At 65.4% G+C, this 23910-nt stretch carries 25 protein-coding genes; 15 read left to right on the forward strand and 10 right to left on the reverse strand.

All coding sequences use genetic code 11. The annotated features are described in order from the left end of the window. The first annotated feature begins 761 nt into the window (after nt 1-761). The 4 genes from ACOFKW_RS13150 (at nt 762) to ACOFKW_RS13165 (ending at nt 4301) form a co-directional block, all read left to right on the forward strand. Complete coding sequence (locus tag ACOFKW_RS13150) at nt 762-2171, forward strand: hypothetical protein (RefSeq protein WP_419814599.1); 1410 nt, start codon at nt 762-764, stop codon at nt 2169-2171. A 73-nt stretch (nt 2172-2244) separates the two neighbouring features. Beyond that, nucleotides 2245-2994, forward strand: a complete 750-nt coding sequence (gene modA, locus ACOFKW_RS13155; RefSeq protein WP_419814600.1) for a molybdate ABC transporter substrate-binding protein — start codon at nt 2245-2247, stop codon at nt 2992-2994. A gap of 18 nt (nt 2995-3012) precedes the next feature. After that, nucleotides 3013-3678 (forward strand): molybdate ABC transporter permease subunit, encoded by a 666-nt coding sequence (gene modB, locus ACOFKW_RS13160; protein ID WP_419814601.1) that lies wholly within the window; start codon nt 3013-3015, stop codon nt 3676-3678. Beyond that, on the forward strand, nt 3675-4301 hold the full coding sequence (locus tag ACOFKW_RS13165) for an ATP-binding cassette domain-containing protein (RefSeq protein WP_419814602.1): 627 nt from the start codon (nt 3675-3677) through the stop codon (nt 4299-4301). Before modB ends, ACOFKW_RS13165 begins: the two co-directional genes overlap by 4 nt. A 2-nt stretch (nt 4302-4303) precedes the next feature. Here the strand turns inward: ACOFKW_RS13165 and ACOFKW_RS13170 are convergent, their stop codons facing one another. Next, nucleotides 4304-4642, reverse strand: coding sequence for a DUF2794 domain-containing protein (locus ACOFKW_RS13170; protein WP_419816944.1), 339 nt, complete (start codon nt 4640-4642; stop codon nt 4304-4306). A 2-nt stretch (nt 4643-4644) separates the two neighbouring features. Further along, a complete protein-coding gene (epsC, locus tag ACOFKW_RS13175; RefSeq protein ID WP_419814603.1) occupies nt 4645-5328 on the reverse strand; it encodes a serine O-acetyltransferase EpsC in 684 nt (227 codons plus the stop codon). A gap of 187 nt (nt 5329-5515) precedes the next feature. Here epsC and ACOFKW_RS13180 point away from each other — a divergent pair, with 187 nt between their 5' ends. Together ACOFKW_RS13180 and ACOFKW_RS13185 are read left to right on the forward strand one after the other, a co-directional pair. Next, the gene (locus ACOFKW_RS13180) at nt 5516-6355 is read left to right on the forward strand and encodes a PRC-barrel domain-containing protein (protein WP_419814604.1); all 840 of its coding nucleotides are present in this window, start codon (nt 5516-5518) and stop codon (nt 6353-6355) included. 114 nt (nt 6356-6469) lie between these two features. Then, the gene (locus ACOFKW_RS13185; protein WP_419814605.1) at nt 6470-7447 is read left to right on the forward strand and encodes an NADPH:quinone oxidoreductase family protein; all 978 of its coding nucleotides are present in this window, start codon (nt 6470-6472) and stop codon (nt 7445-7447) included. Here the strand turns inward: ACOFKW_RS13185 and ACOFKW_RS13190 are convergent. Genes ACOFKW_RS13190 through pgsA form a run of 3 tightly spaced genes read right to left on the reverse strand, consistent with a single transcriptional unit; the run spans nt 7444 to nt 8676 of the window. Continuing rightward, complete coding sequence (locus ACOFKW_RS13190) at nt 7444-7872, reverse strand: molybdenum cofactor biosynthesis protein MoaE (protein ID WP_419814606.1); 429 nt, start codon at nt 7870-7872, stop codon at nt 7444-7446. The genes ACOFKW_RS13185 and ACOFKW_RS13190 overlap by 4 nt on opposite strands. A 1-nt stretch (nt 7873) precedes the next feature. Beyond that, complete coding sequence (gene moaD, locus ACOFKW_RS13195) at nt 7874-8122, reverse strand: molybdopterin converting factor subunit 1 (RefSeq protein WP_419814607.1); 249 nt, start codon at nt 8120-8122, stop codon at nt 7874-7876. After that, nucleotides 8119-8676, reverse strand: coding sequence for a CDP-diacylglycerol--glycerol-3-phosphate 3-phosphatidyltransferase (gene pgsA, locus ACOFKW_RS13200; RefSeq protein WP_419816945.1), 558 nt, complete (start codon nt 8674-8676; stop codon nt 8119-8121). Before pgsA ends, moaD begins: the two co-directional genes overlap by 4 nt. Before the next feature lie 57 nt (nt 8677-8733). Between pgsA and ACOFKW_RS13205 the strand changes: the two genes are divergently transcribed. Further along, nucleotides 8734-9405: a nitroreductase gene (locus ACOFKW_RS13205; RefSeq protein WP_419814608.1), complete on the forward strand. Its 672-nt coding sequence runs from the start codon at nt 8734-8736 to the stop codon at nt 9403-9405. A 10-nt stretch (nt 9406-9415) separates the two neighbouring features. Here the strand turns inward: ACOFKW_RS13205 and ACOFKW_RS13210 are convergent, their stop codons facing one another. Beyond that, on the reverse strand, nt 9416-10105 hold the full coding sequence (locus ACOFKW_RS13210) for a glutathione S-transferase family protein (protein ID WP_419814609.1): 690 nt from the start codon (nt 10103-10105) through the stop codon (nt 9416-9418). 40 nt (nt 10106-10145) lie between these two features. Beyond that, nucleotides 10146-12071 carry an excinuclease ABC subunit UvrC gene (gene uvrC / locus ACOFKW_RS13215; RefSeq protein WP_419814610.1) on the reverse strand — a complete coding sequence of 642 codons (1926 nt, stop codon included), beginning with the start codon at nt 12069-12071 and terminating at the stop codon, nt 10146-10148. A gap of 203 nt (nt 12072-12274) precedes the next feature. Between uvrC and ACOFKW_RS13220 the strand changes: the two genes are divergently transcribed. Together ACOFKW_RS13220 and ACOFKW_RS13225 are read left to right on the forward strand one after the other, a co-directional pair. Continuing rightward, on the forward strand, nt 12275-13033 hold the full coding sequence (locus ACOFKW_RS13220; RefSeq protein ID WP_419814611.1) for an SDR family NAD(P)-dependent oxidoreductase: 759 nt from the start codon (nt 12275-12277) through the stop codon (nt 13031-13033). Beyond that, complete coding sequence (locus ACOFKW_RS13225; protein ID WP_419814612.1) at nt 13030-13440, forward strand: dihydroneopterin aldolase; 411 nt, start codon at nt 13030-13032, stop codon at nt 13438-13440. The genes ACOFKW_RS13220 and ACOFKW_RS13225 overlap by 4 nt, the downstream gene beginning before the upstream one ends. 4 nt (nt 13441-13444) lie before the next feature. On the opposite strand, the gene ACOFKW_RS13230 is transcribed toward ACOFKW_RS13225, so the two are convergent. Beyond that, the gene (locus ACOFKW_RS13230; RefSeq protein ID WP_419814613.1) at nt 13445-14281 is read right to left on the reverse strand and encodes a hypothetical protein; all 837 of its coding nucleotides are present in this window, start codon (nt 14279-14281) and stop codon (nt 13445-13447) included. 331 nt (nt 14282-14612) lie between these two features. Here ACOFKW_RS13230 and ACOFKW_RS13235 point away from each other — a divergent pair, with 331 nt between their 5' ends. The 4 genes from ACOFKW_RS13235 to ACOFKW_RS13250 all read left to right on the forward strand — a co-directional run bounded on the left by ACOFKW_RS13235 (nt 14613) and on the right by ACOFKW_RS13250 (nt 17005). Next, nucleotides 14613-15227 carry a TonB family protein gene (locus ACOFKW_RS13235; protein ID WP_419814614.1) on the forward strand — a complete coding sequence of 205 codons (615 nt, stop codon included), beginning with the start codon at nt 14613-14615 and terminating at the stop codon, nt 15225-15227. A gap of 73 nt (nt 15228-15300) precedes the next feature. Next, complete coding sequence (locus tag ACOFKW_RS13240; RefSeq protein ID WP_419814615.1) at nt 15301-16029, forward strand: MotA/TolQ/ExbB proton channel family protein; 729 nt, start codon at nt 15301-15303, stop codon at nt 16027-16029. A 30-nt stretch (nt 16030-16059) separates the two neighbouring features. Next, a complete protein-coding gene (locus ACOFKW_RS13245; protein WP_419814616.1) occupies nt 16060-16536 on the forward strand; it encodes an ExbD/TolR family protein in 477 nt (158 codons plus the stop codon). Between the two features lie 49 nt (nt 16537-16585). Beyond that, entirely contained in the window at nt 16586-17005 is a 420-nt protein-coding gene (locus ACOFKW_RS13250) for an ExbD/TolR family protein (RefSeq protein ID WP_419814617.1), read from the forward strand. 357 nt (nt 17006-17362) lie between these two features. Here ACOFKW_RS13250 and ACOFKW_RS13255 read toward each other — a convergent pair whose 3' ends face one another. Continuing rightward, the gene (locus ACOFKW_RS13255) at nt 17363-19153 is read right to left on the reverse strand and encodes an ABC transporter transmembrane domain-containing protein (protein WP_419814618.1); all 1791 of its coding nucleotides are present in this window, start codon (nt 19151-19153) and stop codon (nt 17363-17365) included. 149 nt (nt 19154-19302) lie between these two features. On the opposite strand from ACOFKW_RS13255, the gene ACOFKW_RS13260 reads away from it, so the two are divergent. Then, nucleotides 19303-20595, forward strand: a complete 1293-nt coding sequence (locus ACOFKW_RS13260) for a polyhydroxyalkanoate depolymerase (RefSeq protein WP_419814619.1) — start codon at nt 19303-19305, stop codon at nt 20593-20595. 68 nt (nt 20596-20663) lie between these two features. Here the strand turns inward: ACOFKW_RS13260 and ACOFKW_RS13265 are convergent, their stop codons facing one another. Next, nucleotides 20664-22454 (reverse strand): ABC-F family ATP-binding cassette domain-containing protein, encoded by a 1791-nt coding sequence (locus ACOFKW_RS13265; RefSeq protein ID WP_419814620.1) that lies wholly within the window; start codon nt 22452-22454, stop codon nt 20664-20666. Between the two features lie 142 nt (nt 22455-22596). Here ACOFKW_RS13265 and ACOFKW_RS13270 point away from each other — a divergent pair, with 142 nt between their 5' ends. After that, nucleotides 22597-23895 carry a CDP-alcohol phosphatidyltransferase family protein gene (locus tag ACOFKW_RS13270; RefSeq protein WP_419814621.1) on the forward strand — a complete coding sequence of 433 codons (1299 nt, stop codon included), beginning with the start codon at nt 22597-22599 and terminating at the stop codon, nt 23893-23895. Nucleotides 23896-23910 lie beyond the last annotated feature (15 nt).

Below are 23910 nucleotides of genomic sequence, written 5' to 3' on the forward strand. Positions count from 1 at the left end.
ACAACGCCAGATTACCAGAGTGTGTGTGAAGGCGATGCCACAGACCTCAGCCCTATCCAAAGTTGCTGGGGACATTTTTAACCATTGATAACTAAACAGAGTCGGGCCAGCGCGCATGCTGGGGTGGGCTGCTGAGCGGGTGGCGTATTGTGAATGCAGCCCACCAACCGGCGCCGCGGCAAGCCTGAATCATGTACGTAAGCAACGAACGCCCGCCATGGTCTAGATGGCGGGCGTTCCACGACCGGTAAGGCTTGAACACCGGCCGTTAACGGCGGGTTAGCATCATTTACGCGGAAGTGCGCTAGTCGTCGTGGATAGTAACGCGACTTTCCAGACGTTTTGGGCCGTTAAGGATGTTTGTCACTGGCAACCGGGGCGTCCCGGATATTTCGAGGAGCACCCGCCTGCGCCATTGTGAACCGGCGAGTTCGCAAGATATGCGCCGCTCGGTCGCCGGCGTTGATAATGGCGGGGGCCATCGGCCAGAGCCTATTGCTGAGCGCCCGCTTCCGTAAACTCCGGCCCTATGGCGCGCTCGGCGTATAACCGGCGACGATACTTCGCGACATGGGCGGTCATCCAGAAGCTGCGCGAGGGCTACCTGACCGAGCCGGTCTTTCGTGTTGCTCGGACTTGATCGACGACATTGCCGTTGCCTGGGCAGGAGCCTAGCCTTTGCAGCGGGCGCCCATCCGAGGCGCGGGGGGTGATCGATGGCGCGACTGGTTGGCGGATGGCTCTTGGCTGTCGCTGGATTGATGGCGGTCGCCGGCCCGGCTGTCGCGGCGACCGGGGTGTACAATCGCCCGGCGACGGCGCGGACCCCGGACTTTGCGGTCGAACCGGGCTGGCCCCAGCGACTGCCGCACGACTGGCTGCTCGGCCAGGTCGGTGGGCTTTTCGTCGATCGCCACGACCATGTCTGGGTTTACAATCGCGCCCGCACGATGACCAACGAGGAAGCCGGGCTGGAAGATGCCGTTTCCGGCAAGCCAGGCCCGAAGGGCGTGCCGGTCAACGGTCTCAGCTTCGAGCGTCCTTACGGCCCCGCAGCCGATTGCTGCAAGGCGGCGCCTGCGGTGCTGGAATTCAATGCCCAGGGCAAGTTGCTGAGATCATGGGGTGGCCCCTCCGACCCCGGCTTCATCGGCGGCAAGTGCAAGGCCGAGGACGGCTGTATCTGGCCCGCCAGCGAGCACGGCATCTATGTCGACGACAAGGACAACGTCTGGATCTCGGGCAACGCCGTGGCGCCGCGGGCCGGGGCCAGCCGGGTATCGACGCCGTGGGACACCAACACGGCGGGCGGCGACGGTTTCGTCCTGAAGTTCGACATGGACGGCAACTTCAAGATGCGCATCGGCGGCACCCCGTCGGGTCCGGACAGCAACGACATCAAGGGCGGGATCGGCGGCACCCCGCTGCTGTACCGAGCGACCGACATGGTCGTCGATCCTCGCACCAATCGACTCTATATCTCCGACGGTTATGGCAATCGGCACGTCCTGATCGTCGATGCCGACACTGGCCGCTACATCGGCCATTTCGGCGCTTATGGGAACAACCCGGTCGACGACGCGGCGGCCGAGGCTGCTGGACCGTGGATCGACGATTATGCGCGCGGCAACCGCAAGCCGGCGTTCTTCCGGCCGCCGGTGCACTGCGTCAAGATCGCGGCGGACGGCAAAGTCTATGTCTGCGACCGGGGCAACAACCGCGTGCAGGTCTTCGATAGCAACAGCGCCGCGCTCGGCAAGCCGTGCCGCAACCCGGCGGGTACGCCCGGGCAGTGCGGCTATCTGACGGAACAGTTCATCAGCGAGCACACCAATACCAGCATTCCCGGCACGACCGTTTCGGTCAATTTCTCGACCGACAAGGCGCAGTCGTGCCTGTACGTCGGCGATAACTCGAACATGACGATCTACATCCTCGATCGCCGCACGTTGCAGGAGCTTGGCCGCCTTGGCCGGAACGGGCGCATGGCGGGCGATTTCCACTGGCTGCACCAGGTCGCCACCGACAGCCTTGGAAATATCTACACGGCCGAGGTCGACACCGGGAAGCGCATCCAGAAGTTCGTCCGTTCCGGCCGCTTGGGCTGCAGCGGCCCCGGGAACATGAAGGTCGGTGGACCCGCGGCAGACACGACCGCGCTCAGCCGCTAGGGCAATTTGCGACTTGCCGGGAATGGCTCGAGGCGGCAGTTCCGCAAGCAAGCAGCAGACGAGAGGTCTCGACATGTCGATCGTTCCAGGCCGCCTGTTGGCCGCCGCCGTGCTGATCGGGATGGCGCTGCCGGCGATGGCCGCGGAAACGCAGGTCGCGGTCGCCGCCAATTTCACCGAGCCGGCCAAACAGATTGCGGCGGCCTTCCAGAAGGCGACTGGCGATACTGCGATCCTGAGCTTCGGCGCGTCGGGCGCGTTCTACACCCAGATATCGCACGGTGCGCCGTTCGAGGTGTTCCTGTCCGCCGATGCCGACCGGCCACGACGCGCCGAGCAGGACGGGCTGGCGGTGCGAGGCAGTCGCTTCACCTATGCCGTGGGTCGGCTGATGCTGTACTCGGCCACCCCGGGCGTCGTCGATCCGGCGGGCAAGGTGCTTAAGTCCGGCAGCTTCGCCCACCTTGCCATCGCCGACCCGGAGGCTGCGCCCTATGGCACCGCGGCGGTCGAGACGATGCAGGCGCTCGGCGTCTATCCGGCACTGTCGGGCAGGATCGTCCGCGGCAGCTCGATCACCCAGGCGTACCAGTTCGTTGCGACGGGCGCGGCGGAGCTGGGCTTTGTGGCGCAAAGCCAGGTGATCGCCGTGCCAGGTGGTTCGCGCTGGCTGGTTCCGAAGACGCTGCACAAGCCGATCGACCAGCAGGCGGTGCTGCTCAAGTCCGGCGCCGCGAACCCGGTGGCCAAGGCGTTCGTCAAATTCCTGAAGGGGCGTGAGGCAGTGGCGATCATCCGGCGCTACGGCTACGAGGTGCGGTAGAGGTTCGCCCCACCGTCGATGAAGACCATCCTGCTCACCACCGCCGAACTGGCGGCGATCACGACCGTGCTGCTGCTGGTGCTGGCGACGCCGCTGGCCTGGTGGCTGGCGCGGTCGCGGTCATGGTGGAAGGAGATCGCCGGGGCACTGTCGGCGCTGCCGTTGGTGCTGCCGCCGACGGTGATCGGGTTCTACGTGCTAGTCGCGCTGGGGCCGGACAGTCCGCTGATGGCGCTGCTCCATCCGTTCGGCATCCGGACGCTGGCCTTTACGTTCGAAGGGCTGGTGATCGGCTCGCTATTCTATTCGCTGCCGTTCGCCGTGCAGCCGCTGCGAACGGCGTTCGAGGCAATCGGGGACCGGCCGCTGGAACTGGCCGCGTCGATGAGCGCGTCGCCGCTCGACAGCTTCGCGACGGTGGCGCTGCCGCTGGCCCGGCGCGGCTTCCTGTCGGCGGCGATCCTGGTGTTCGCGCACACCGTCGGCGAGTTCGGCGTCGTGCTGATGATCGGCGGCGCCATCCCGGGGCGTACCGAAGTGCTGTCGACGCGCATCTATCAGCTCGTCGAGAGCCTGCAGTTCGAGGCGGCGCACCGGATCGCCGCCGGGTTGGTGGTGTTCGCCTTCGCGACGCTGCTGGCGCTGCTGCTGGTCGAGCGGCGGATCGGCGGGCTGCGACCATGATCGCGGTGCGGCTGGCAGGGCGGCTGGGGCGCGACTTCAGCCTGGATGTCGACTTCGAGGTGCCGGGGCAGGGCGTCACGGCGCTGGTCGGACCATCGGGATCGGGCAAGACCAGCGTGCTGCGGGCGCTCGCCGGCCTGGACCGGCACGACGGCGAGGTGCGGTTCGGCGATATCGTCTGGCAGTCGGGACGGAGCTTCGTTCCGGCGCACCGGCGACGCATCGGCTACGTCCCGCAGGGGCCGGGGCTGCTGCCTCACCTCAGCGTCGCCCAAAACCTCGACTATGCGGCGCAACGGGCCGGGGCGGGGCGCTTCGAACGGCAGGCGATCGTCGCCGCGACCGGCATCGGCGACTTGCTTGATCGACAGCCCGAGCGACTGTCCGGCGGCGAGGCACAGCGCGCCTCGATCGCCCGGGCGTTGTTGAGCCAGCCGCAGCTGTTGCTGATGGACGAGCCGTTGTCGGCGCTGGACAGCGATGCCCGCAACCTGTTGCTGGAGGCGCTGGAACGTCTGTTCGCCGCGTTCCCGATCCCGGTGTTCTATGTCACTCACGACCGGGCAGAAGCGGAGCGGCTGGCGGCGCAGACCCTGCGGATCAACGCCGGGCGTATCGCCTGAAATCAGTCGCCGACCAGCCGCAACAGCTTGCGCTCGATCGGCGCCAGCACCGGGCGAAGTTCGTGGCCGCGTTTGAGCACCGCCCCGGCCTCGCCGATCAGCGCATATTGACCCTGTTTGAGGCGCAACGCCGGCTCCTTGACCAGTTGCATCTCTGGCCGCTCGCTGGAGCGGCGGAAGGCGGAGAACAGCGCGCGGTCTTTGCCGAACTCGATGGCATAGTCGCGCCACAAGCCGGCCGAGACCATCCGGCCGTAGATATCCAGGATGGTGTTGAGTTCGAGCCGATCGAACACCGTCTGGACGGCCCCGCGGACCGGCAGCGGCAGGACGTTCGACAGGGTCAGCCCGCCTGCTTCACGTCGCGGCCACCGGTATCCTCGCGGGTCAGCGCGTCGATGCGGGCCCGCAGCGTCTCGACCTCGCAGCGCAGGATCTCCAGCTTCTGAGTCTCGGGATCGAAGCGCTGGCTGCACGGCGTGCCGTACGGCATGAACGGCTTGGCATAGGCTTCGGCGTCGACGACCACCTGCCGCCCCGGGATGCCGACCATGGTCGCACCCTCCGGCACGTCACGGGTAACGACGGCATTGGCGCCGATTCGGGCCCGCTTGCCGACAATGATCGGGCCGAGCACCTGTGCACCGGAACCGACGATGACGCCGTCGCTGAGGGTAGGGTGACGCTTGCCCGCGACGCCGCCGGCCGGATCGGTGCCGCCCAGCGTGACGCACTGGTAGATGGTCACGTCGTCACCGATCACCGCGGTCTCGCCGATCACCACGAAGCCGTGATCGATGAAGAAATTGCGCCCGATCGTAGCACCCGGATGGATGTCGATCGCAGTGAAGAAACGTGCGAGATGATTGACCGCGCGCGCCGCGAAGAACAGGTCCGCCTTGTACAGTGCATGACCGATGCGGTGGAAACCCAGCGCCCAGACGCCGGGGTACAGCAGTATCTCCCAGCGGGAACGCGGCGCGGGATCGCGGGCCTTGATCGAGGCCAGATAGTCGAACAGCGCCATGTCTTCGCGTCTCCGCCGGTCTGTGCCGGCCCGGTTTGTAACTGCTATAATCCAGCATCGGGTCCAATGCCAGTGATAGGCCAAGCGTGAGCGCCGAGCGGCAAGCCGCCGGAACCGGCATCGCTAGTCTCGGGTTTAGACAGGCATCTGCAAGTAGCTAGTTCTTGCTGTATTTGAGGAGGTTGTGATGAGCGACGAACGGATTACCGGTCAAGGCGCTGTCGACAATGGCGGCCGCAGTCCCGAATATAGTGACGATTTGACCCAGCAGGAGCGCGCCAAGGCCGGTGACCTCGGTGCCAGCGCGGGCATGGGTGGAAGCAACCTGTCGAATACCGGCATGGGCAGCAACGAGATGGGCAACAGCACCAGCGGGACCGGCACTGGCCGCAGCAACTATAACGATACCGCGACCGGCGCTCGCACGGCGGACATCGCCGGCGCGACCGACACCAGCTTCGGTGGTGGTGCGACCGGCACAAGGTCCAGCGGCGGCGATGCAGTGCTGACCGGCGCCGGGACCAGTGCCGGCTATGGCAGCGCAACCGCCGGAACGTCGACCGCAGGTACGGGCCCGCTCGGTGGTGGCTACAATGCAGGACCGCGCGGCGATAACATCGACGACGACGCTCGCGACCGTACCGAGGACGTCAATAGCGACGAGACCGGCACGCTGATCTCGGCCGACAAGGTCCAGGGTACCGCCGTGTACGATGCTAGCGGCGAGCGCCTCGGCACGATCGACTCCCTGATGCTCAACAAGCGTTCCGGCAAGGTCGCCTATGCAGTGATGTCGTTCGGCGGCTTCCTCGGCATCGGCGAGCGTTATCACCCATTGCCGTGGAATGTGTTGACCTACGACACCGACAAGGGCGGCTATAACATCGGCCAGACCACGGATCAGATCCGCGGCGCACCGAATTACTCGCGCGACGAGATCGACGACGGTGACTTTAGTTCGCGCGGTCGCGAGGTCGACGATTATTACGGTCGTGCTTCGACGGGTGCCGCAACCGGCATCATCTAGTCGACCCGACAGACTGACGATGGCGGCGGGTCAAACCGCCGCCATTTTTTTGCCGGGTGACGGGCATGGCTCGGGGGCGCTACACAACCGCAAAACCTGGGTTGGGAGAGATCGATGAAAGCCGTCCTCTGCGTCGAACATGGCATGCCGGAGAAGCTGGTGGTGCGCGACGTCCCGCTGCCCGAGCCGGGCAAGGGCCAGGTCCGCGTCAAGGTTCATGCGGCCGGCGTCAACTTTCCCGACACGCTGATCATCCAGAACCTCTACCAGTTCAAGCCGGCGCTGCCGTTCTCGCCGGGTGGCGAGGCTGCAGGCGTGATCGACGCGCTCGGCGAGGGTGTCACCGACCTGGCGATCGGTGACCGCGTCGTCGCGATGACCGGCAACGGTTGCTATGCCGAAGCCGTTATCGCCAACCGCGCGCAGATCGTTCCGATTGCCGGCGACATGCCGTTCGACATCGCGAGCGGCTTCACTATGACCTATGGCACCTCGCACCATGCCTTGAAGCAACGCGCCCGGCTCCAGCCAGGCGAGACGCTGCTGGTACTGGGCGCGGCGGGCGGCGTTGGGCTGACCGCGGTCGAACTCGGCAAGCTGATGGGCGCCAAGGTCATCGCCGCAGCCTCGACCGAGGAGAAGCTGCAGGTCTGCCGCGACTACGGCGCCGACGAGACGATCAACTACAACGAGCTCAGCCTGAAGGACGAGGTCAAGCGGCTGACCGGCGGGCGCGGCGTCGACGTGATCTACGATCCGGTCGGCGATCGCTTCGCCGACCCGGCATTCCGTGGCATGGCGTGGAACGGTCGCTATCTGGTCGTCGGCTTCGCGGCGGGCGACATTCCGGTGCTGCCGCTCAACCTGCCGCTGATCAAGGGCGCGTCGATCGTCGGCGTGTTCTGGGGCGCCTTCACCCAGCACGAGCCCGCCGTTCACCGCGAGAACATGGCCGAGCTGCTCGGCTGGTACCGAGAGGGCAAGCTGAAGCCGCACATCAGCAAGCACTTTTCACTGGACGACGGGCCGCTGGCGATCCGTTGGCTGATGGACCGCAAGGCGACCGGGAAGGTCGTGCTCGACGTCGCCTAGCGCGGTGACCAACGGGCAGCGGCGGCATCGTCGCTGTCCTTGGCCGCGACCCAGCCGGTACCGGCCTCGCGCTTCCAGAATGGCGCGCGGGTCTTGAGCCAGTCCATCAGGAAGGATGCCGCGTCGAATGCCTCGGCGCGGTGGGGCGCGGTGATCGCGACCAGCACGATCGGGTCCCCGGGTTCGAGCGAGCCGTAGCGGTGGATCACGGTGCCCGATATCGCCGGCCAGCGCGCGGCGGCTTCGTCGGCGATGCCGCGCAGTTGGCGCTCGGTCATGCCGGGATAATGCTCCAGGGTCATGGCGACATCGCGGACCAGTCCCGTGAAGGTCACCACCGCCCCGACATCGATACGCCCGGCGGTCAGCGCCGCAACCTCGGCGCCAAGATCGAAGGTGCCGGCCTGGACGCGGACGTCGATCATCTCAGCCTCCGGTCACCGGTGGGAAGATCGCAACCTCGCTGCCATCGCGGACGGGGGCGTCGAAACCGACGAAAGCCTGGTCGACAGCCACCCGGATCGCGCCGCGGTCGGCGAGCGCCGCGGCATGCCCCGGCGAACGGCTAGGCAGCTGGTCGAGCAGTTCGGCGACGGTCGCCGCGCCGGGCTCGATTTGTTCCTCGCCGATGCCGATGCTCTCGCGCACCCAGGCGAAATACAGCAGCGAGATCACGCCATGTGCTTCAGGCCGACCCGCAGATAGTCGTAGCCGGTAATGACGGTCAGCCCCGCTGCGATCCACAGGCAGACCAGCCCGATCTGCATCACTGGAAACCACGGTGCCTTGAGCGCTGCCGCACCCGCCAGGATCAGCGCGCCGAGGGCGATCATTTGGGCCGCGGTCTTCCACTTAGCCAGCGCGCTGACCGGCAACGAGACCTGCAGTCCGGCAAGGTATTCGCGCAGCCCCGATACGGTGATCTCGCGCAGCAGGATGATCAGCGCCGGGATCACCGCCCAGTCGTGTACGATGCCGGTGTGCACCAGCATGACGATGGTCGCCGCGACCATGATCTTGTCGGCAACCGGATCGAGGAAAATCCCGAGCTTCGACACCGTGCCGCGCGCCCGTGCCAGATAGCCGTCGAGGTAGTCGGTCGCCCCGGCAATGCAGAACAGCAGGAACGCCGTCAGGAAACCAAGCCATCCCGGCTGCCACAGCAGGAGCACCAACAGCGGCACGGCAAGGATGCGGCTGAGCGTCAGGAGGTTCGGGAGGCTGGACAACACCGGGCGTTGTTAGGCTATCAAGCGGCGCGGCTCAACCGGACAAGGTGCGTGAATATGCAGGTCAGCGAAGCCGTCAACAGCCGCCGCTCGGTGCGAGGCTTTCTCGACACGCCGGTCGATGCCACGGTTATCCGCCGCGTGCTGAACACCGCCTCGCGCTCGCCATCGGGCGGCAACCTGCAACCCTGGCATATCGACGTCATCGCCGGCCAGCCGCTTGCCGACCTGAAGGCGCTGATGATGCAGCGGATCGAGGAGGCGCCAAAGGGTGAGCCGACCGAATACGACATCTACCCCAAGGAGTTGCCCGAGCGGCACGGCAAGTACCGCTTCGAGGTCGGCGAGGATCTGTACGCGGCGCTCGGCATCCCGCGCACCGACAAGCTGGCGCGGCTGCAGTGGTTCGCACGCAACTTCCAGTTCTTCGGGGCGCCGATGGCATTGTTCTGCTCGGTGGCGCGGAGCATGGGTCCGCCGCAGTGGAGCGACCTCGGCATGTACCTGCAGACGGTGATGCTGCTGTTGCGTGAGGAAGGGCTGGATAGCTGCCCGCAGGAATGCTGGGCGATCTACCCGGAGACGATCCGCGGATTTCTTGACATCCCGCCCGAGCGGATGCTGTTCACCGGCATGGCGATCGGCCTCAAGGACCCGGCCGCACCGGCGAATGCGCTGCACGCGAGGCGGGCGCCGCTGGAGGATTACGCGACGTTCCGGGGGCTGTGACGCCGACGCGTCAGGCGGGCTTGCCCATCTCGATCATGCTGCGTGCACCCGCCGCAAACTTCTTCGCCAGTTCGCCGTCCTTCATCTTCTGCGATGCGTCTTCTGGTACGACGATGCCGCGCTGGGCTGCCGGGCGCGCCGCGATGGCGTCGTTCCAGCGTGCCAGATTGGGCAGGCCGTCGACCGCGACACCCGACCAGCTGGCAGTCCGGGTCCAACACCAGTTGGCGATATCGGCGATCGAATAGTCGCCAGCCAGATACTCGGTTTTGCCGAGCTGGGTATCGAGCACCGTGAACAACCGCCGGCACTCGCCCTGGTAACGCGCGATGGCGGCCGGAATCTTCTCCGGGAAATAGCGAAAAAATACGTTGGCCTGGCCCATCATCGGGCCGACGCCGCCCATCTGGAACATCAGCCACTGCATGACCCTGCTGCGTCCCTGCGCGTCGGTCGGCATCAACTGACCGGTCTTCTCCGCCAGATAGACCAGGATCGCGCCCGATTCGAAGATCGCGAAACCATCGTCGGTTAGCGCCGGAATGCGCCCGTTCGGGCAGATATCGAGAAACCACTGCTCCTTCTGCTCACCCTTCATCAGGTCGATCCGGTGCACCTCATAGGGCAGCCCCAGTTCCTCCAGCGCGACCGAGACCTTGTAGCCGTTCGGCGTCGCGGCGGTGTAGAGGGTCAGTGTCATTCGTACCTGCTCCAGCAGAGAAGATCGCACGCTAGCAGGCTTAGCCCCGGGGGTGGAAGTGGCCGTGGATGCTGGCGGCCATGGCCTTGCTGATGCCGGGCGCCTTCTCCAGATCCTCGAGCGTCGCCCCACGCACGGCGCGCGACGTACCGAAATGCATCAGCAGTGCACGCTTGCGTGACGGGCCGATGCCGGGAACCTCGTCGAGCGGATTGACGACGATTGCCTTCGACCGCTTGGCACGGTGGGCGCCGATGACGAAGCGATGCGCCTCGTCGCGCAGGCGCTGCAGGAAGAACAGCACCGGCGAGTTCGGCGGCAGCGTCAGCTCCTTGCCCGACGGCAGATGGAAAGTTTCGCGCCCGGCGTTGCGGTCCGGTCCCTTGGCGACGCCGACGACACAAATACCATGCGCGCCCATCTCGCCGAGCACTTCATTGACGCTCGACAACTGGCCCTTGCCGCCGTCGATGAGCAGCAGGTCGGGCCACTCGCCGCTGGTCCGGTCGGGGTCCTCGCGCTCGAGCCGGGCGAAGCGCCGCGCCAGCATTGCCTTCATCATGGCAAAATCGTCGCCCGGCGTAATGCTGGCATCGTTCATGTTGAACTTGCGATACTGGTTCTTGCGGAAGCCCTCAGGCCCCGCGACGATCATCGCGCCCAGCGCATTGGTGCCCATGATGTGGCTGTTGTCATAGACTTCGATGCGCTGCGGCGGAGTATCCAGGTCGAACAGCTCGGCCAGCTCGCGCAGCAGCACGCCCTGAGTCGTCGATTCGGCCAGCCGTCGCTCCAGCGCCTCCTCGGCATTGCGCTTGGCCTGCGCGACCAGTTGTCGCGCCGGACCGCGCTGGGCATGGCGCAGCTCGACCCGTCGCTCGGCGCGCTCGGACAGGGCATCGGCGACCAGCGCCATTTCGGTCAGCGTCCGGTCGATCAGCACTTCGCGCGGGCAGGGCACATCCTCGTAGAACTGCGCCAGGAACGAGGTCAGCACCTCGTCCTCGGGAACGTCGGCGGTGTGAGCCGGGAAAAAGCTTCGGTGACCCCAGTTCTGGCCGCCGCGGATGAAGAACATCTGGATGCAGATGATGCCGGAATTGCTCGCCATCGCGACGATGTCGGCATCGCGCGCGTCGTCGCCGGCGTTGATCGCCTGGCTACCCTGGATGTAGGTCAGCGCGCGCAAACGGTCGCGAAACACCGCGGCCAGTTCGAAGTCCATCGCTGCCGCCGCAGTCTCCATCGCTGCGCCAAGCTTGCGCTGCGTTTCCTGGCTGCGCCCCGACAGGAACGCCTTGGCGTCGTCGACCAACTCCGCGTAGCCCGGGCCGTCGATCCTGCCGACGCACGGCGCGGAGCAGCGCCGGATCTGGTGCAACAGACAAGGCCGCGACCGGTTGGCGAAGAAGCTGTCGGAGCAGGACCGCAGCAGGAAGACCTTCTGCAGAGCATTCAGCGTAACGTTGACCGCTCCGGCGCTGGCGAATGGCCCATAGAAGATGCCCTTGCCGACCCGTGCGCCGCGATGCTTGGCGATGCGCGGGAAGGCATGATCCTCGCGCAGGAAGATGAAGGGGAAGCTCTTATCGTCGCGGAGCAGCACGTTGTACGCCGGGCGGAACCGCTTGATCAGTTGCGCCTCGAGCAGCAACGCCTCGGATTCGCTGTTGGTCGTGACGATCGTCATCGACCGGGTTTGCGCGACCATCCGCTGCAATCGGCGCGGCAGCCGAGTCACCTGGGTATAATTCGTCACCCGCGCCTTCAGGCTGCGTGCCTTGCCGACGTACAGGACCTCGTTGGCGCTATCCAGCATCCGGTAAACACCCGGGCGTTGCGGTAATGTTCTCAAGACGTTGCGGATAGCCTCGACTCCGACCTGGATGTCGGGTGTCTCTTTTCCGCGCACCGTGAACGTCGCGTTCTGGTCGGAAAATCGGTCTGGGATGGGGGGTTGCGCCATTGAGTTGCCAAGTTAGGCGTACGGCGGCCGGGTTTCCACCCACAGCAAAAGCTTATCCACGGCGACTGTGGATAAGCAGGTGGGCGGGGGCAGGATGGCGGGGGTGTGCGCCGGGCTTACACAGGGCCGGGCGCCTGCCGGCCTTGGTCTGCCCAATTATGCAGCAGCTTGTCCCGATGCCTGTCCACGGCTAGTCAGCCGGCATGTCGAGCTTGCCGCCCCGCACCGCAATCGTCACCGGCGGTGCCAAGCGCATCGGCGCCGAGCTGGTCCGCGCCCTTGCCGCCGACGGCTGGACGGTAATCATCCATTGCCACCAGTCGCGTGTCGAAGCCGAAGCGCTGGCTTCCGAAGTCGGGCAGGGCGCCCGCGTCGTCGCTGCCGACCTGTCAGACCCCGGCGCCGCCGATATTATCCTGGCCGCTGCCGTCGGCGCACCACCGCTCGGCCTGCTGGTCAACAGCGCCTCGCGCTTCGACTATGACACGATTCAGGATTTCGAGCTGGATCGCTGGACGACGCACTTCGACGTCAACCTGCGCGCGCCGGCCTTGTTGACGCGCGCCTTCGCCGACGCGGTCGAGCCGGGGACGACCGCGTGCGTGGTCAATATCCTCGACGCCAAGCTGTCGGCGCTCAACCCGGACTATTTCTCCTACACGCTATCCAAGATCGGTCTTGCCGGCCTGACTGAGCTGGCCGCCCGGGCCTATGCGCCGCGCCTCCGCGTCAACGGCATCGCGCCGTCGGTGACGATGGTCAGCGGACCGCAGAGCCGCGAGAATTTCGAGGCGGTCCATGCGCTCAATCCGCTCGGCCGGGGCGTCGAGGTAGCCGAGATCGTCGGGGCACTGCGCTTTATCGTGGCGACGCCGACCCTCAACGCGCAGATCATCACTCTCGACGGCGGGCAGCGCCTGATGGGCCTGCCGCGCGACGTGGCTTTCATGGTGGACAAATGATGCAGCTGGCGACCCTCGACGGCCTGGTGCCCGACGCCCTGCGCCCGCAGTCGCGCAAGATCGTGCTCGAGGATCTCGAGTTCCAATGCGATATCGGCTTCCACGCGTTCGAGATCGGCAACCCGCAGCGCCTGCACGTCACCGTCGAAGTCTGGGTCGACGCCCAAAGCTTTCCCGATACGGACAGCATCGAGGAGGCCTGGGACTACGACCGTCTCCGCACCGGCATCCTGGAACTCGTCGCCGGGCGGCGCTTCAACCTGCAGGAAAGCGTCGCCCACCAGATCTACGCGATGATCGCGGCACGGCGCGGCGTCACGGCTGTCCGCGTCAACACCCGCAAGCCCGACATCTATCCGGATTGCGCCGCCGTCGGCGTCGAACTCGCGTCGTTCAGCGCCTTCTAGGCCGCTAGATCCGACGCTCGCATGGTCCGAGGCGCGACAGGACCAGCGCATAATCGTCGGCAAGTGCTGCAAGGTCGTCGCCGCCGACGCGGGCGGGCAGGGACTTTGGCAGGAAGCATGCGAGGCGGTACCAGGTCAGAGTGGCCGGCTTTATGGTTGCCGCGCTGTCGTCGATGACGTCACCGACGGCGAGTTGTACGGTCCGCTGCTGGCCGGGACGGCTCAGCACCACCAGCGACACCGGACGGCCACTCGCGGTGGTCAGGAAGAACTGGCTTTCGGCTTCACCCGGCACCGACCCCGGCACGCGGAAGGCATTGCCGACCCCGGTGACATTCGGCGCCGTGTTGGCGCGAGCCTCGGTGATGATCGTGCGCAGCGTCGCTTCGACCTGCGCATCCGCATCCAGCTGCGCGGCGGCGCGCACCAGCGAATACTGGCCGGGACGTTCGCTGGGCCGCAGGAATAGTAGAACGGCCGCACCCTTCGCTTTCGGCACCTTGCCGCGCGCATCGAGGGGAAGCTCGACAAGATACGAGATCATCGCCGGAACCGCGTCGGGAGCAATCAGAGCAGCGTTGATCTGGGCGGTCATCAGCAAGCGCGCGCGGCCCGCTGCGACATCCGGAGCGTCTTTGTTGCCAAGACGCTCGGCCTTGATGATCGTTGCCCGGACGATGACCGGCGACCCCAACGTCAACGAAACAAGGTCTGCGTAGGTCGGCACAGTCGTCGCCAACTTGACCGGCGCAGGAGCAGTTGCCGCATTTGTCGGCGATGAGGTATTAAAACAGGCAGCGAAGAACAGGGCGGTGGCGGCGGCACGGAAGATAGGGCTCACAACGGACCTCCTGAACAATCCCGTGTCGATAGATGAGAGATTGCGGCACTGGCAAGGCGACAAAGCGGTTGCGGCATCGCTAACGCGCGGCTAACACTTGCCTCCGACGGGCATCGCCGCAACGTAAGTTGGCGCTATGCGTTGTCATCGTCGCCGCCGCATGACCGTCCCGGTCGTGCGTCCGGTTTTGAGGCTAGACCGCAAGACCGGAAAACCGGCGGCCGGTCATGGTTCAAGTCACGGTGACGGGAACAGTTTTGGAGGGAGTGTCGCACAGCCCATGGCTTATGCGGATCAAGGAATGAGCCGGAACCGCCTGATCGCTCTTATAGTGGTCGGCATCATCCACGCGCTCCTCGCTTACGCTTTCGTTACCGGCTTGGCGCTTAAGGCGATCAAGAAGGTGATCGAGCCGATCGAGGCCGTCAACGTTAAGGAAGAGGCACCGCCGCCAGAAGAGCCGCCGCCCCCGCCGCCGAAGGATATCGAGATCCCGCCGTACGTGCCACCTCCCGAGGTGACCGTACAGAGTGATGCTCCGCCTCCGCCGACGATCTCGGTCCAGGCTGCGACCCCGCAGCCGCAGCCGACGTTCACGCCGGCACCTCCGGCTCCGGCTGCGCCCCCGCCGCCGCCGGCACCGACTGGTCCGACGCAGGCAGCCCAGCCGGCGAACTCGCGCATCTTCGAGGTCAGCGAGGATGACTATCCGCCAGCGTCGCTGCGTGCCGAGGAAGAAGGCGTGACGTCCGTTCAGGTCAGCATCAACGCGCAAGGTCGCGTCGATACTTGCCAGGTCACGGCAACGAGCAACTTCCCGAAGCTCGACGAGCGAACCTGCAAGATCGCCCAGACACGCTGGCGCTTCAAGCCGGCGCTGACGAACGGCACTCCTGTGGCTTCGACGCTTAGCAAGCGCATCCGCTGGCAGATCAACCGCAAATAATCCTGCCAGCGGGGTCAACCCGCGCGGCGGCTCGTAACTCTAAAGATCCAGACAAGACGCAAGGGAACCGAATATGAACGCAGGCGAAAATCCTTATGGCCTAATGGCCGCACTGACCCAGGGCGGTATCATCGCCCAGACAGTGTTCGGCATTCTGGTCGTGATGTCCCTGATTTCGTGGTACATCATCTTCACCAAGTGGTACGACCAGAAGAAGGTCCTGAACGACGCCAAGGATCTCGAGAAGAAGTTCTGGGCTGCTCCGTCGCTCGCCGAAGGTGCCAAGAAGCTCGACAAGAATTCGGCGTTCCGTCAGATCATCGACGACGGCCTGCGCGCTTCCGACCATCACGAAGGTCGCCTGACCGACAAGATCGATCAGCACGAGTGGGTGACGATGGCGCTCAACCGTTCGAACGCCAACGTCCAGTCGAAGTTGCAGACTGGCCTCGCGTTCCTCGCCTCGGTCGGTTCGACGTCGCCGTTCATCGGTCTGTTCGGTACGGTTATCGGTATTTACCGCGCTCTGATCAACATCGGCATCGCGGGCCAGGCTTCGATCGACAAGGTCGCAGGTCCGGTCGGTGAAGCACTGATCATGACCGCTCTCGGTCTCGCCGTCGCCGTTCCTGCCGTGCTTGGTTACAACTGGCTGATCCGTCGCAACAAGGACGTCTCGGAGCGCCTCGGCAACTTCGCCGCTGACGTTCATGGTGCCCTGGTTTCGGGTTCGCGTATCGCCCAGCCGGTCGGTGCCGCACCAGTCTCGACTGCCAAGCCCGTCGCCCCGGCGGCTCGCTGAGCCAAGGGTGGCGAATAGAGGATACCGCCCATGTCGATGAACGTCGGATCTCCTTCCGAGGACGGCAGCGAAGCGCCGATGTCGGACATCAACACGACGCCGCTCGTCGACGTCATGCTGGTTCTGCTGATCATCTTCCTGATCACGGTCCCGGCGGTGTTGCAGACGGTGCCGGTCAAGCTGCCAACGGTGACCAACATCGCCACGCAGACCAAGCCGGAAAACGTGCTGATCTCGGTTACCAAGGACTGCGAAACCTTCTGGGGCCAGCAGAAGATCGAAACCAAGCAGGAACTGCTGGATCGTGGTGTCGTCGCCCTCAAGGCCGACATCAAGCGTCAGCAGGACCTGGGCGGCAAGGTTGAACTGCCGGAAGTCCATATCCGCGGTGACAAGGACATGGAATATCGTTGCGTCGGCGGGGTGATCTTCACCATGCAGCGTGCCGGCTTCCTGAAGATCGGCTTTATCTCCGAGCCGACCATCGGCAACGTTTCCCGCGAATAGTCCCGAACAATCGCCGGTCCTGCGGGACCGGCGTCAGGAGTAGTATAGAATGGCAATGTCATCCGGAGGCGGCGGCGAAGGCGCGCCGATGATGGACATCAACACGACGCCGTTGATCGACGTCATGCTGGTGCTGCTGATCATGTTCATCATCACCATCCCGATCCAGACGCATGCCGTGAAGCTCGATCTGCCGCCGCCCAACCCGCTGCCGCAGACCGTGGATCCGGTGTTCAACCAGATCGACATCGACTTCCTCGGCAACATCTACTGGAACAAGACCGAGGTCACGCTGCCGACGCTTAACGGCTACCTCAAGCAGGCCGTGGCATTGCCGACCGAGCCGGAACTGCGCCTTCACCCCGAGGGCCTGGCTCGCTACGAAGTCGTCGACAAGGTGATGGCAACGGCCCAGCAGGCCGGCGTCACCAAGATGGGCTTCGTCGGTAACGAAGCCTACGCCAGCTAAGACGGATCACGACCTGCTGTGAAATCTCGCAGCAGTTGAAGATCGGCGAGAGCCCGGGCAGCGCCCGGGCTTTTTCTTTGCGTTCTCAAGGTCCTTCCGTCGCAACTGCAGCGACGATCCGGTCCGACGCTAGCGCGGGCGCATGCTGAGCTGATCCGCGACGGTAAATGCAGCGTAGGCTGATCCGTCATGCGGCCTGTCGAGCGGTGATCAGGTATGCTCCAGGGGCCTGTCTAAATAGCTCCAGGCGCCTCTGCGTGCCTACAACGGCAGAGGGTCAAGCGTTGCCCGCGGCCGCACCTGCGCAACGCCAATCCGCCCTAAACTCGCGCAGACGGCCTCTCCGACCGCGAAGCGCTAAGCGACTTCGGGCCGGCCTTCCTCGAACTGGAGCCTGGCGAGGCGGGCGTACAGGCCACCCTGCGCGTAGAGTTGATCGTGCGTGCCCTGCGCCACGATGCGGCCGCCATCGAGCACGACGATGCGATCCGCGCCGCGCACGGTGGAGAATCGATGCGCAATGACCAGCGTCGTGCGTCCTGCCATCAAGCGGTCGAGCGCGCGCTGCACCAGCTGCTCCGACTCCGCGTCGAGCGATGATGTGGCCTCGTCGAGCAGCAGGATCGGGGCGTCACGCAGCACTGCACGCGCGATCGCCAGGCGCTGGCGCTGGCCGCCCGATAGACGCGATCCCGCTTCGCCGAGAAACGTGTCGATGCCCTGTGGCAGCTCACGCAGGAAGTCGGCAGCGTTCGCCGTCTCGGCTGCCGCCCAGACTTCCTCCCGCGTCGCTTCCGGCCGTCCGTACAGGATGTTCTCGTACGCGGTCGCAGCGAAGACCACGGTCTCCTGCGGGACCACCGCGATCCGACCGCGGACGTCTCGCGGGTCGGCGTCGGTCAATGCAACCCCGTCGACGCGGATGACACCCGACTGCGGGTCGTAGAAACGCTGGACCAGCGCGAACAATGTCGACTTGCCGGCTCCCGACGGCCCGACGACGGCGACCGTTTCACCCGGCGCGACGTCCAGGCTGAAGTCGACCAGCGACGGCGCGTCCGGCTTGGTCGGATATTGGAATGTGACACGCTCCAGGCTGAGCCGCCCCTCGGCAGGCGGCAGTCGCGTCGGCTCTGCCGGCGCGCGGATGTCGGGCGTCGCGGCCAGCAATTCCTGTATCCGGCCGCTCGCCCCCGCAGCGCGCATCACGTCGCCGTAGACCTCGGTCAGCGCGCCGAACGCGCCCGCGGTGATCGCCGCTGCCAGCACGAAAGCGGTGATCGTCCCGCCGGTCATTTTGCCGCTGACGACGTCGAGCGCGCCCTCCCACAGCACCAGCGTAATCGCCCCGAAGATCAGCGTGATGACCATCGCCGTCATGCCGGCGCGGACGGTGATGCGGCGCTTGGCGGCGGCGAAGGCGTCCTCGACGGCCGCCCCGAAGCGTGCTGCTTCGCGAGGCTCCTGGGTGAAAGCCTGCACCACCTTGATCGCCCCCAGCGTCTCAGCAACGATCGAACCGACGTTGGCAATACGGTCCTGGCTGGTCCGCGACATCGTCCGCACCCGGCGTCCGAGCAGCACGATCGGCAGGATGGTCATGGGGATGACCAGCAGCATCGAGCCGGTCAGCTTGATGCTCTGCACCGCCATGTAGATCAGCCCGCCGATGCCCATGAAGAAATTGCGCAGGGCGATCGACGCACTCGACGACACGACCTGCTCGATCACCGCGGTGTCCGAGGTCAGTCGCGAGGCGATTTCCGACGGCCGGTTCTCTTCGAAAAAGGCGGGATCAAGCGACAGCAGGTGGCGGTGCACGGCGCGACGCAGGTCGGCGACGACGCGCTCACCGATCCAGCTGACGAAATAGAAGCGCACCGCCGTCGCTGCGCCCATCACCACGACGATGCCGAGCAGCGTCCAGAAATACGGCGCGATCGCGGCTGGATCGCTGCCCGCCTTGAAGCCGTTGTCGACGATCAGCTTGAAGCCCTGCGGGATCGCGATGGTCGCGCCGGCAGCAACCATCAGCGCCAGCACGGCGGCCACCAATTGAGTCGGATACTGGCGCAGAAACTGCCAGAGCAGGCCGAGATTGCTGAACTTGCGCGAGGGCAGGGCGTCGAACTGTGAAGGAGAGGCCATACTGCCACCTAACAGACCATTGAGCGTCACTCAATCGACGCGGACGCAACTGCCGGGGCTTGCCAACCGTTATCGCTTTATGCTGCACCTGCTCTGTGGCACACACGCAGCGCGCGGCGGGGGGAGCCGCGAATTTTCAGGAATTCTCGATGTTATACAATGCGTATGAATTGCAGCGCTCGTGGCTGGCGGGGGTCGGTGCAGCGGCGCAGCAAACTTCGGAATGGCTGCTCAGTCCGGCCAACCCGATGTCGTACGTCAGTTCGAGCCCGCTCGTTGCCCGGGCGCTGGAAGTTTTTGCCCATGCCGCGGCACCACGTGGCAAGCCGGACTTCGGCCTCGACGCGACGATCATCGATGGCGCCAGCGTTGCCGTGAGCGAGGAGATCGTGCTCCGCAAGCCATTCGGCCAGCTCAAGCGCTTCGTCCGCGCCGTTAGCGGTCGCAACGATCCACGCGTGCTGGTCGTCGCCCCGATGTCGGGACACTTTGCGACGCTGCTGCGCGGCACCGTCGAGCGCCTGCTGCCCGGTCATGACGTCTACATCACTGACTGGCGCGACGCGAAGTACGTTCCGCTGAGCGACGGCAAGTTCGATTTCAACGACTATATCGACTATATCATCGAGTTCACCGAGGCGGTTGGACCGGGCGCTCACCTGCTTGCCGTATGCCAGCCTGCGGTACCAGCGTACGCCGCAGTCGCGCTGATGTCGGCGACCGATCATCCGGCGCTGCCGGCGACGCTCACCATGATGGGCGGGCCGATCGACACCCGGATGGCGCCGACGTCTGTCGACGATCTGGCGACCGAGCGGCCTTACGCCTGGTTCGAGCAGAACGTCATCGCGACGGTCCCGGCGATGTATCCGGGCGGCGGCCGCAAGGTCTATCCAGGTTTCCTGCAGCTTAGCGGCTTCCTGTCGATGAATCTTGCCAGCCACATGAATTCGCATTGGGAGATGTTCAAGCATCTGGTCGCGGGCGAAGATGCCGACGCCGATGCGACCAAGGCGTTCTATGACGAATACCGTTCGGTCTGCGACATGACGGCGGAATTCTATCTCCAGACGATCGACACGGTGTTCCAGCGCCAGTTGGTGGCCAAGGGCGAATTCGTCCACAACGGCGTCACGGCGGACCCAGCAGCGATCCGCAAGGTCGGGCTGCTCGCCATCGAGGGTGAGCGCGACGATATCTCAGGACTTGGCCAGACCAAGGCTGCGCTCGATCTGGCGGTCAACCTGCCGGAAGCCGACAAGCGCTATTTCATGGCAGAAGGCGCCGGGCATTATGGCATCTTCAACGGCCGTCGCTGGCGCAATGTTATTGCTCCGGTCGTCGAGGAGTTCATCCGCGCCCATGACAGCGCGGGTCCGGTCCCCGAGGCAAAACTGCCGCCGCCAGCGACCAAGATCGTCGAAGGCGTCGAGTTCGCCTGAGGTCGTCCTGCTCGCCTCCCGCATCGCGTTCACCGCGATGAGGGAGGTCTGGCGGGATGGTCGTCAGGTCAGGCGGCGAGCGCCTCGGCCTTGTCGGTCAGCATCAGCCAGCGATCTTCCGCCTTGACACGATCGGCGCGGGTTCGTTCAACCTCGGCATTCAGCGCGTCGAAGCGCTTGGGATCTTTGGTATAAAGTGCCGGATCGGCCATCGCCGCCTCGGCCTTGGCAATCGCCTTGCCCATCGCCTCGATCTGTCCCGGCAACTGGTCGAGCTCGCGTTGCTCGATGTAGGTCAGCTTGATCGTCCGCTTTGGTGCCGCGACCGGCGCCGCTGCCGTACGTGCGCCGAACGATGTCGCAGAGGCGGCACTCGCGGCCTTCCGGCGCGCCGCCCAGTCATTGTAGCCGCCGACGACGACCTCGGCCGAGCCACTGCCGTCGAGGCCGACGACCATTGTGACGGTTCGATCGAGGAAGTCGCGATCATGGCTGACCAGCAGTACGGTGCCGCCGTAATCGTCGATGACCTCCTGAAGCAGGTCGAGCGTCTCGAGGTCGAGGTCGTTGGTCGGCTCGTCGAGGATCAGCAGGTTGGACGGTCGTGCGAACTCGCGCGCCAGCAGCAGGCGCGAGCGCTCGCCACCCGAGAAAGTCTCGACCTTGGCGTCGAGCGCGTCGGCAGAGAACAGGAAGTCCTTGAGATAGCCGATGACATGCTTGCGTTCGCCGGCGACATCGACCCAGTCGCCGCCGTCGGCAATGACGTCGCGAACGGTCTTGCCGGGTGACAGTAGCGCGCGCTGTTGGTCGATCAGGACGCCTTGCAGGGTTGCGGCACGTCGGACCTTGCCGCTGTCAGGCTCGAGTTCACCAGTCAGCAGCTTGAGCAGCGTCGTCTTACCGGCGCCGTTCGGTCCGACGATGCCGATTCGATCACCACGCTGGACGCGAAGCGTAAGGTCCTTGATCACCGCGCGGTCGCCGAAGCTCTTGTTCACATGCTCGGCGTCGATGACGATCTTGGTCTTCGTGTCTTCGGCGGTGATCTGGAGCTTGGCGACGCCCTGCGGCCCGGTCATCTCACGCCGCGTCTCGCGCAATTCACCGAGCTTGGTCAGGCGGCCCATGTTGCGCTTGCGTCGCGCCGTGACGCCGCGCTGGAGCCAATGCAGTTCCTGCTTGAGCTTGGTGTCGAGCTTTTCGGCGTTGCGCTCCTCCTCCGCGGCGACCTGGTCGGTCCACGCCTCGAAACCGCCGAAGCCGATGTCGGCCCGACGCAGCATGCCACGATCGAGCCACAGGGACGCTCGCGTCAAACGGGAAAGAAAGGTGCGGTCATGGCTGATCGTGATGAAGGCGCCGCCGAAGCGCTGGAGCCAGGTCTCCAGCCATTCGATTGCAACGATGTCGAGGTGGTTGGTGGGCTCATCGAGCAGCAGCAGGTCGGGTGACTGTGCCAGCGCCCGGGCGATGGCGGCACGGCGGCGCTCACCGCCGCTGGCGGTCGCCGCCTCGCGGTCGAGGTCGATGCCGAGCTGATCCGCGATGGATTCGACTTCGTGCGGCAACGGTGCGTCCGGTTCCGACATGGCGTAGTCGCGCAGCGTCGCGAAACCCTTCAGCGAGGGATCCTGCTCCAGCAGCACGACCCGCATGCCCGGACGCAGGACGCGCCGACCTTCGTCGGACTCGATCGCGCCGGCGATCAGCTTGAGCAGCGTGGTCTTGCCGGCACCATTACGCCCGACCAGCGCCAGCCGATCCCGCTCCTGAACGAACAGGTCGAGCCCGCGAAAGAGCCACTTGGTGCCCTGGTTGAGGCCGATTGATTCGAGACTGAGAATTGGTGCTGCCATGCAGCACGAGATAGGCGGACGAGGGCCTTGGCGCCAGTGCGCATCCCGGGCCCATGGAAAAGTGTCGATCTTGCGCGGTCGTTCCATTTCCGTCGCAACCATCAGGTGACGCGGGCGCGGTCGCGCTTTAAGACGCCGCACAATGCCGCTGACCGCACTTCTCACGCCTCCGCCCGAGCTGCCGCTGACCTCGCCGCTTCAGGTCGCAGGCCGCCCCGTGCTGGTTCGCCATGCGCGCCTTGCCGAGGTTGCCGGCATCAAGCGTGTGCTGGTGCTGGGCGATACCGGGCCAGCGGGGGTCCAGCCCGTCAGGCGGGTCGCCGACCTCGGCGCGCTGATCGCCGACGACGATCTCGTGCTGATGCTGTTTCCCGGCGTCGTCGTCGACGAGCGGATCGTCTCTGCGGTGTGTGCGGTCAATGCCCCGGTGATTGCGACCTGGCCCGCGGTAGGTGCCGACAAGCATGCGGGGGTCGAGCGGATCGATGCGTTGACGATCGCGGCCGGCGTCGCCCTTTATTCAGGCGCGATGATCCGGCGTATCGCAGTCTCGCTCGATGATTGGGATCTGCACGCGACCCTGCTGCGTGCCGGCCTCGCCGAGCCCGATATGCAGCGCCTCGACCTGGCATCGGTCGACACCTACGCGCCGGCACGTCGGCGTCGCGTCCCCTTCGTCTGGGCGCTGCCGCAATCGCCTGCGGAGGCCGAGGCGGCGACGACGATGCTGATCAAGTCCGCGCAAAAGGGCTGTCTCGACTGGCCGGCGCGTTTCATCCATCCGGTCATCGAGGACCTGCTTGTCCGGCTGGTGGCACCGACGCCGATCACGCCGAACATGATCACCGTGTTCGTGACGTTGCTCGCCGTCGTTGCGGGCGTGGCGTTCGCCTATGGCTGGATGTGGACCGGCCTGGCGATCGTGCTGGCCAGTGGTCCGCTGGACGGCGTCGACGGCAAGCTGGCGCGGCTGCGGCTGGAATATTCACGCTGGGGCGATGTCGAGCACATCCTCGACAAGGCGGGTGAATATGGCTGGTACGCCTGCCTCGCCGCACATTTCGCTGCGACACGAGCCCCGGACGGCCCATGGGCGATCGCGGCGCTGATCGTGCTGTTCGCGCTGGCCGAGGCGCTGGCCGGTGAATTCTTCCGCCGCTTCACCGGGCGTCAGCTCGACGACACCGGCGAGTTCGAACGACGCTTTCGCTTGGTGTCGGGTCGTCGCAACACCTTCTTCTGGTTTATGTTACCGTTCGGCGTCGCTGGCGCCTGGTACGCAGGTTTCGTCGGTATCGCGGTGTACGCCATCGCAACGTTCGCGGTCATGCAGCTGAGGTTTTACCGGAGGCTTGCAACTTTTGGGCAACAGAACAGCGAAGTTATTGCGCGCAACTTTGCGGCAACAACTTACGACTTCTTGCCGGGAGCTAAGGGCTAAGCTAGGGGTTCCGAC

The sequence above is a fragment of the Glacieibacterium sp. genome, from assembly GCF_965200405.1.
Taxonomy (GTDB): domain Bacteria; phylum Pseudomonadota; class Alphaproteobacteria; order Sphingomonadales; family Sphingomonadaceae; genus Glacieibacterium.

What these genes read in the sequence shown, in the direction of transcription:
- ACOFKW_RS13150 (WP_419814599.1), top strand. Translation starts at nt 762, where the DNA reads ATGGCGGTCGCCGGCCCGGCTGTCGCGGCGACCGGGGTGTACAATCGC.
- modA (WP_419814600.1), top strand. Translation starts at nt 2,245, where the DNA reads ATGTCGATCGTTCCAGGCCGCCTGTTGGCCGCCGCCGTGCTGATCGGG.
- modB (WP_419814601.1), top strand. Translation starts at nt 3,013, where the DNA reads ATGAAGACCATCCTGCTCACCACCGCCGAACTGGCGGCGATCACGACC.
- ACOFKW_RS13165 (WP_419814602.1), top strand. Translation starts at nt 3,675, where the DNA reads ATGATCGCGGTGCGGCTGGCAGGGCGGCTGGGGCGCGACTTCAGCCTG.
- epsC (WP_419814603.1), bottom strand. Translation starts at nt 5,328, where the DNA reads ATGGCGCTGTTCGACTATCTGGCCTCGATCAAGGCCCGCGATCCCGCG.
- ACOFKW_RS13180 (WP_419814604.1), top strand. Translation starts at nt 5,516, where the DNA reads ATGAGCGACGAACGGATTACCGGTCAAGGCGCTGTCGACAATGGCGGC.
- ACOFKW_RS13185 (WP_419814605.1), top strand. Translation starts at nt 6,470, where the DNA reads ATGAAAGCCGTCCTCTGCGTCGAACATGGCATGCCGGAGAAGCTGGTG.
- ACOFKW_RS13190 (WP_419814606.1), bottom strand. Translation starts at nt 7,872, where the DNA reads ATGATCGACGTCCGCGTCCAGGCCGGCACCTTCGATCTTGGCGCCGAG.
- ACOFKW_RS13205 (WP_419814608.1), top strand. Translation starts at nt 8,734, where the DNA reads ATGCAGGTCAGCGAAGCCGTCAACAGCCGCCGCTCGGTGCGAGGCTTT.
- ACOFKW_RS13210 (WP_419814609.1), bottom strand. Translation starts at nt 10,105, where the DNA reads ATGACACTGACCCTCTACACCGCCGCGACGCCGAACGGCTACAAGGTC.
- uvrC (WP_419814610.1), bottom strand. Translation starts at nt 12,071, where the DNA reads ATGGCGCAACCCCCCATCCCAGACCGATTTTCCGACCAGAACGCGACG.
- ACOFKW_RS13220 (WP_419814611.1), top strand. Translation starts at nt 12,275, where the DNA reads ATGTCGAGCTTGCCGCCCCGCACCGCAATCGTCACCGGCGGTGCCAAG.
- ACOFKW_RS13225 (WP_419814612.1), top strand. Translation starts at nt 13,030, where the DNA reads ATGATGCAGCTGGCGACCCTCGACGGCCTGGTGCCCGACGCCCTGCGC.
- ACOFKW_RS13240 (WP_419814615.1), top strand. Translation starts at nt 15,301, where the DNA reads ATGAACGCAGGCGAAAATCCTTATGGCCTAATGGCCGCACTGACCCAG.
- ACOFKW_RS13245 (WP_419814616.1), top strand. Translation starts at nt 16,060, where the DNA reads ATGTCGATGAACGTCGGATCTCCTTCCGAGGACGGCAGCGAAGCGCCG.
- ACOFKW_RS13250 (WP_419814617.1), top strand. Translation starts at nt 16,586, where the DNA reads ATGGCAATGTCATCCGGAGGCGGCGGCGAAGGCGCGCCGATGATGGAC.
- ACOFKW_RS13255 (WP_419814618.1), bottom strand. Translation starts at nt 19,153, where the DNA reads ATGGCCTCTCCTTCACAGTTCGACGCCCTGCCCTCGCGCAAGTTCAGC.
- ACOFKW_RS13260 (WP_419814619.1), top strand. Translation starts at nt 19,303, where the DNA reads ATGTTATACAATGCGTATGAATTGCAGCGCTCGTGGCTGGCGGGGGTC.
- ACOFKW_RS13265 (WP_419814620.1), bottom strand. Translation starts at nt 22,454, where the DNA reads ATGGCAGCACCAATTCTCAGTCTCGAATCAATCGGCCTCAACCAGGGC.
- ACOFKW_RS13270 (WP_419814621.1), top strand. Translation starts at nt 22,597, where the DNA reads ATGCCGCTGACCGCACTTCTCACGCCTCCGCCCGAGCTGCCGCTGACC.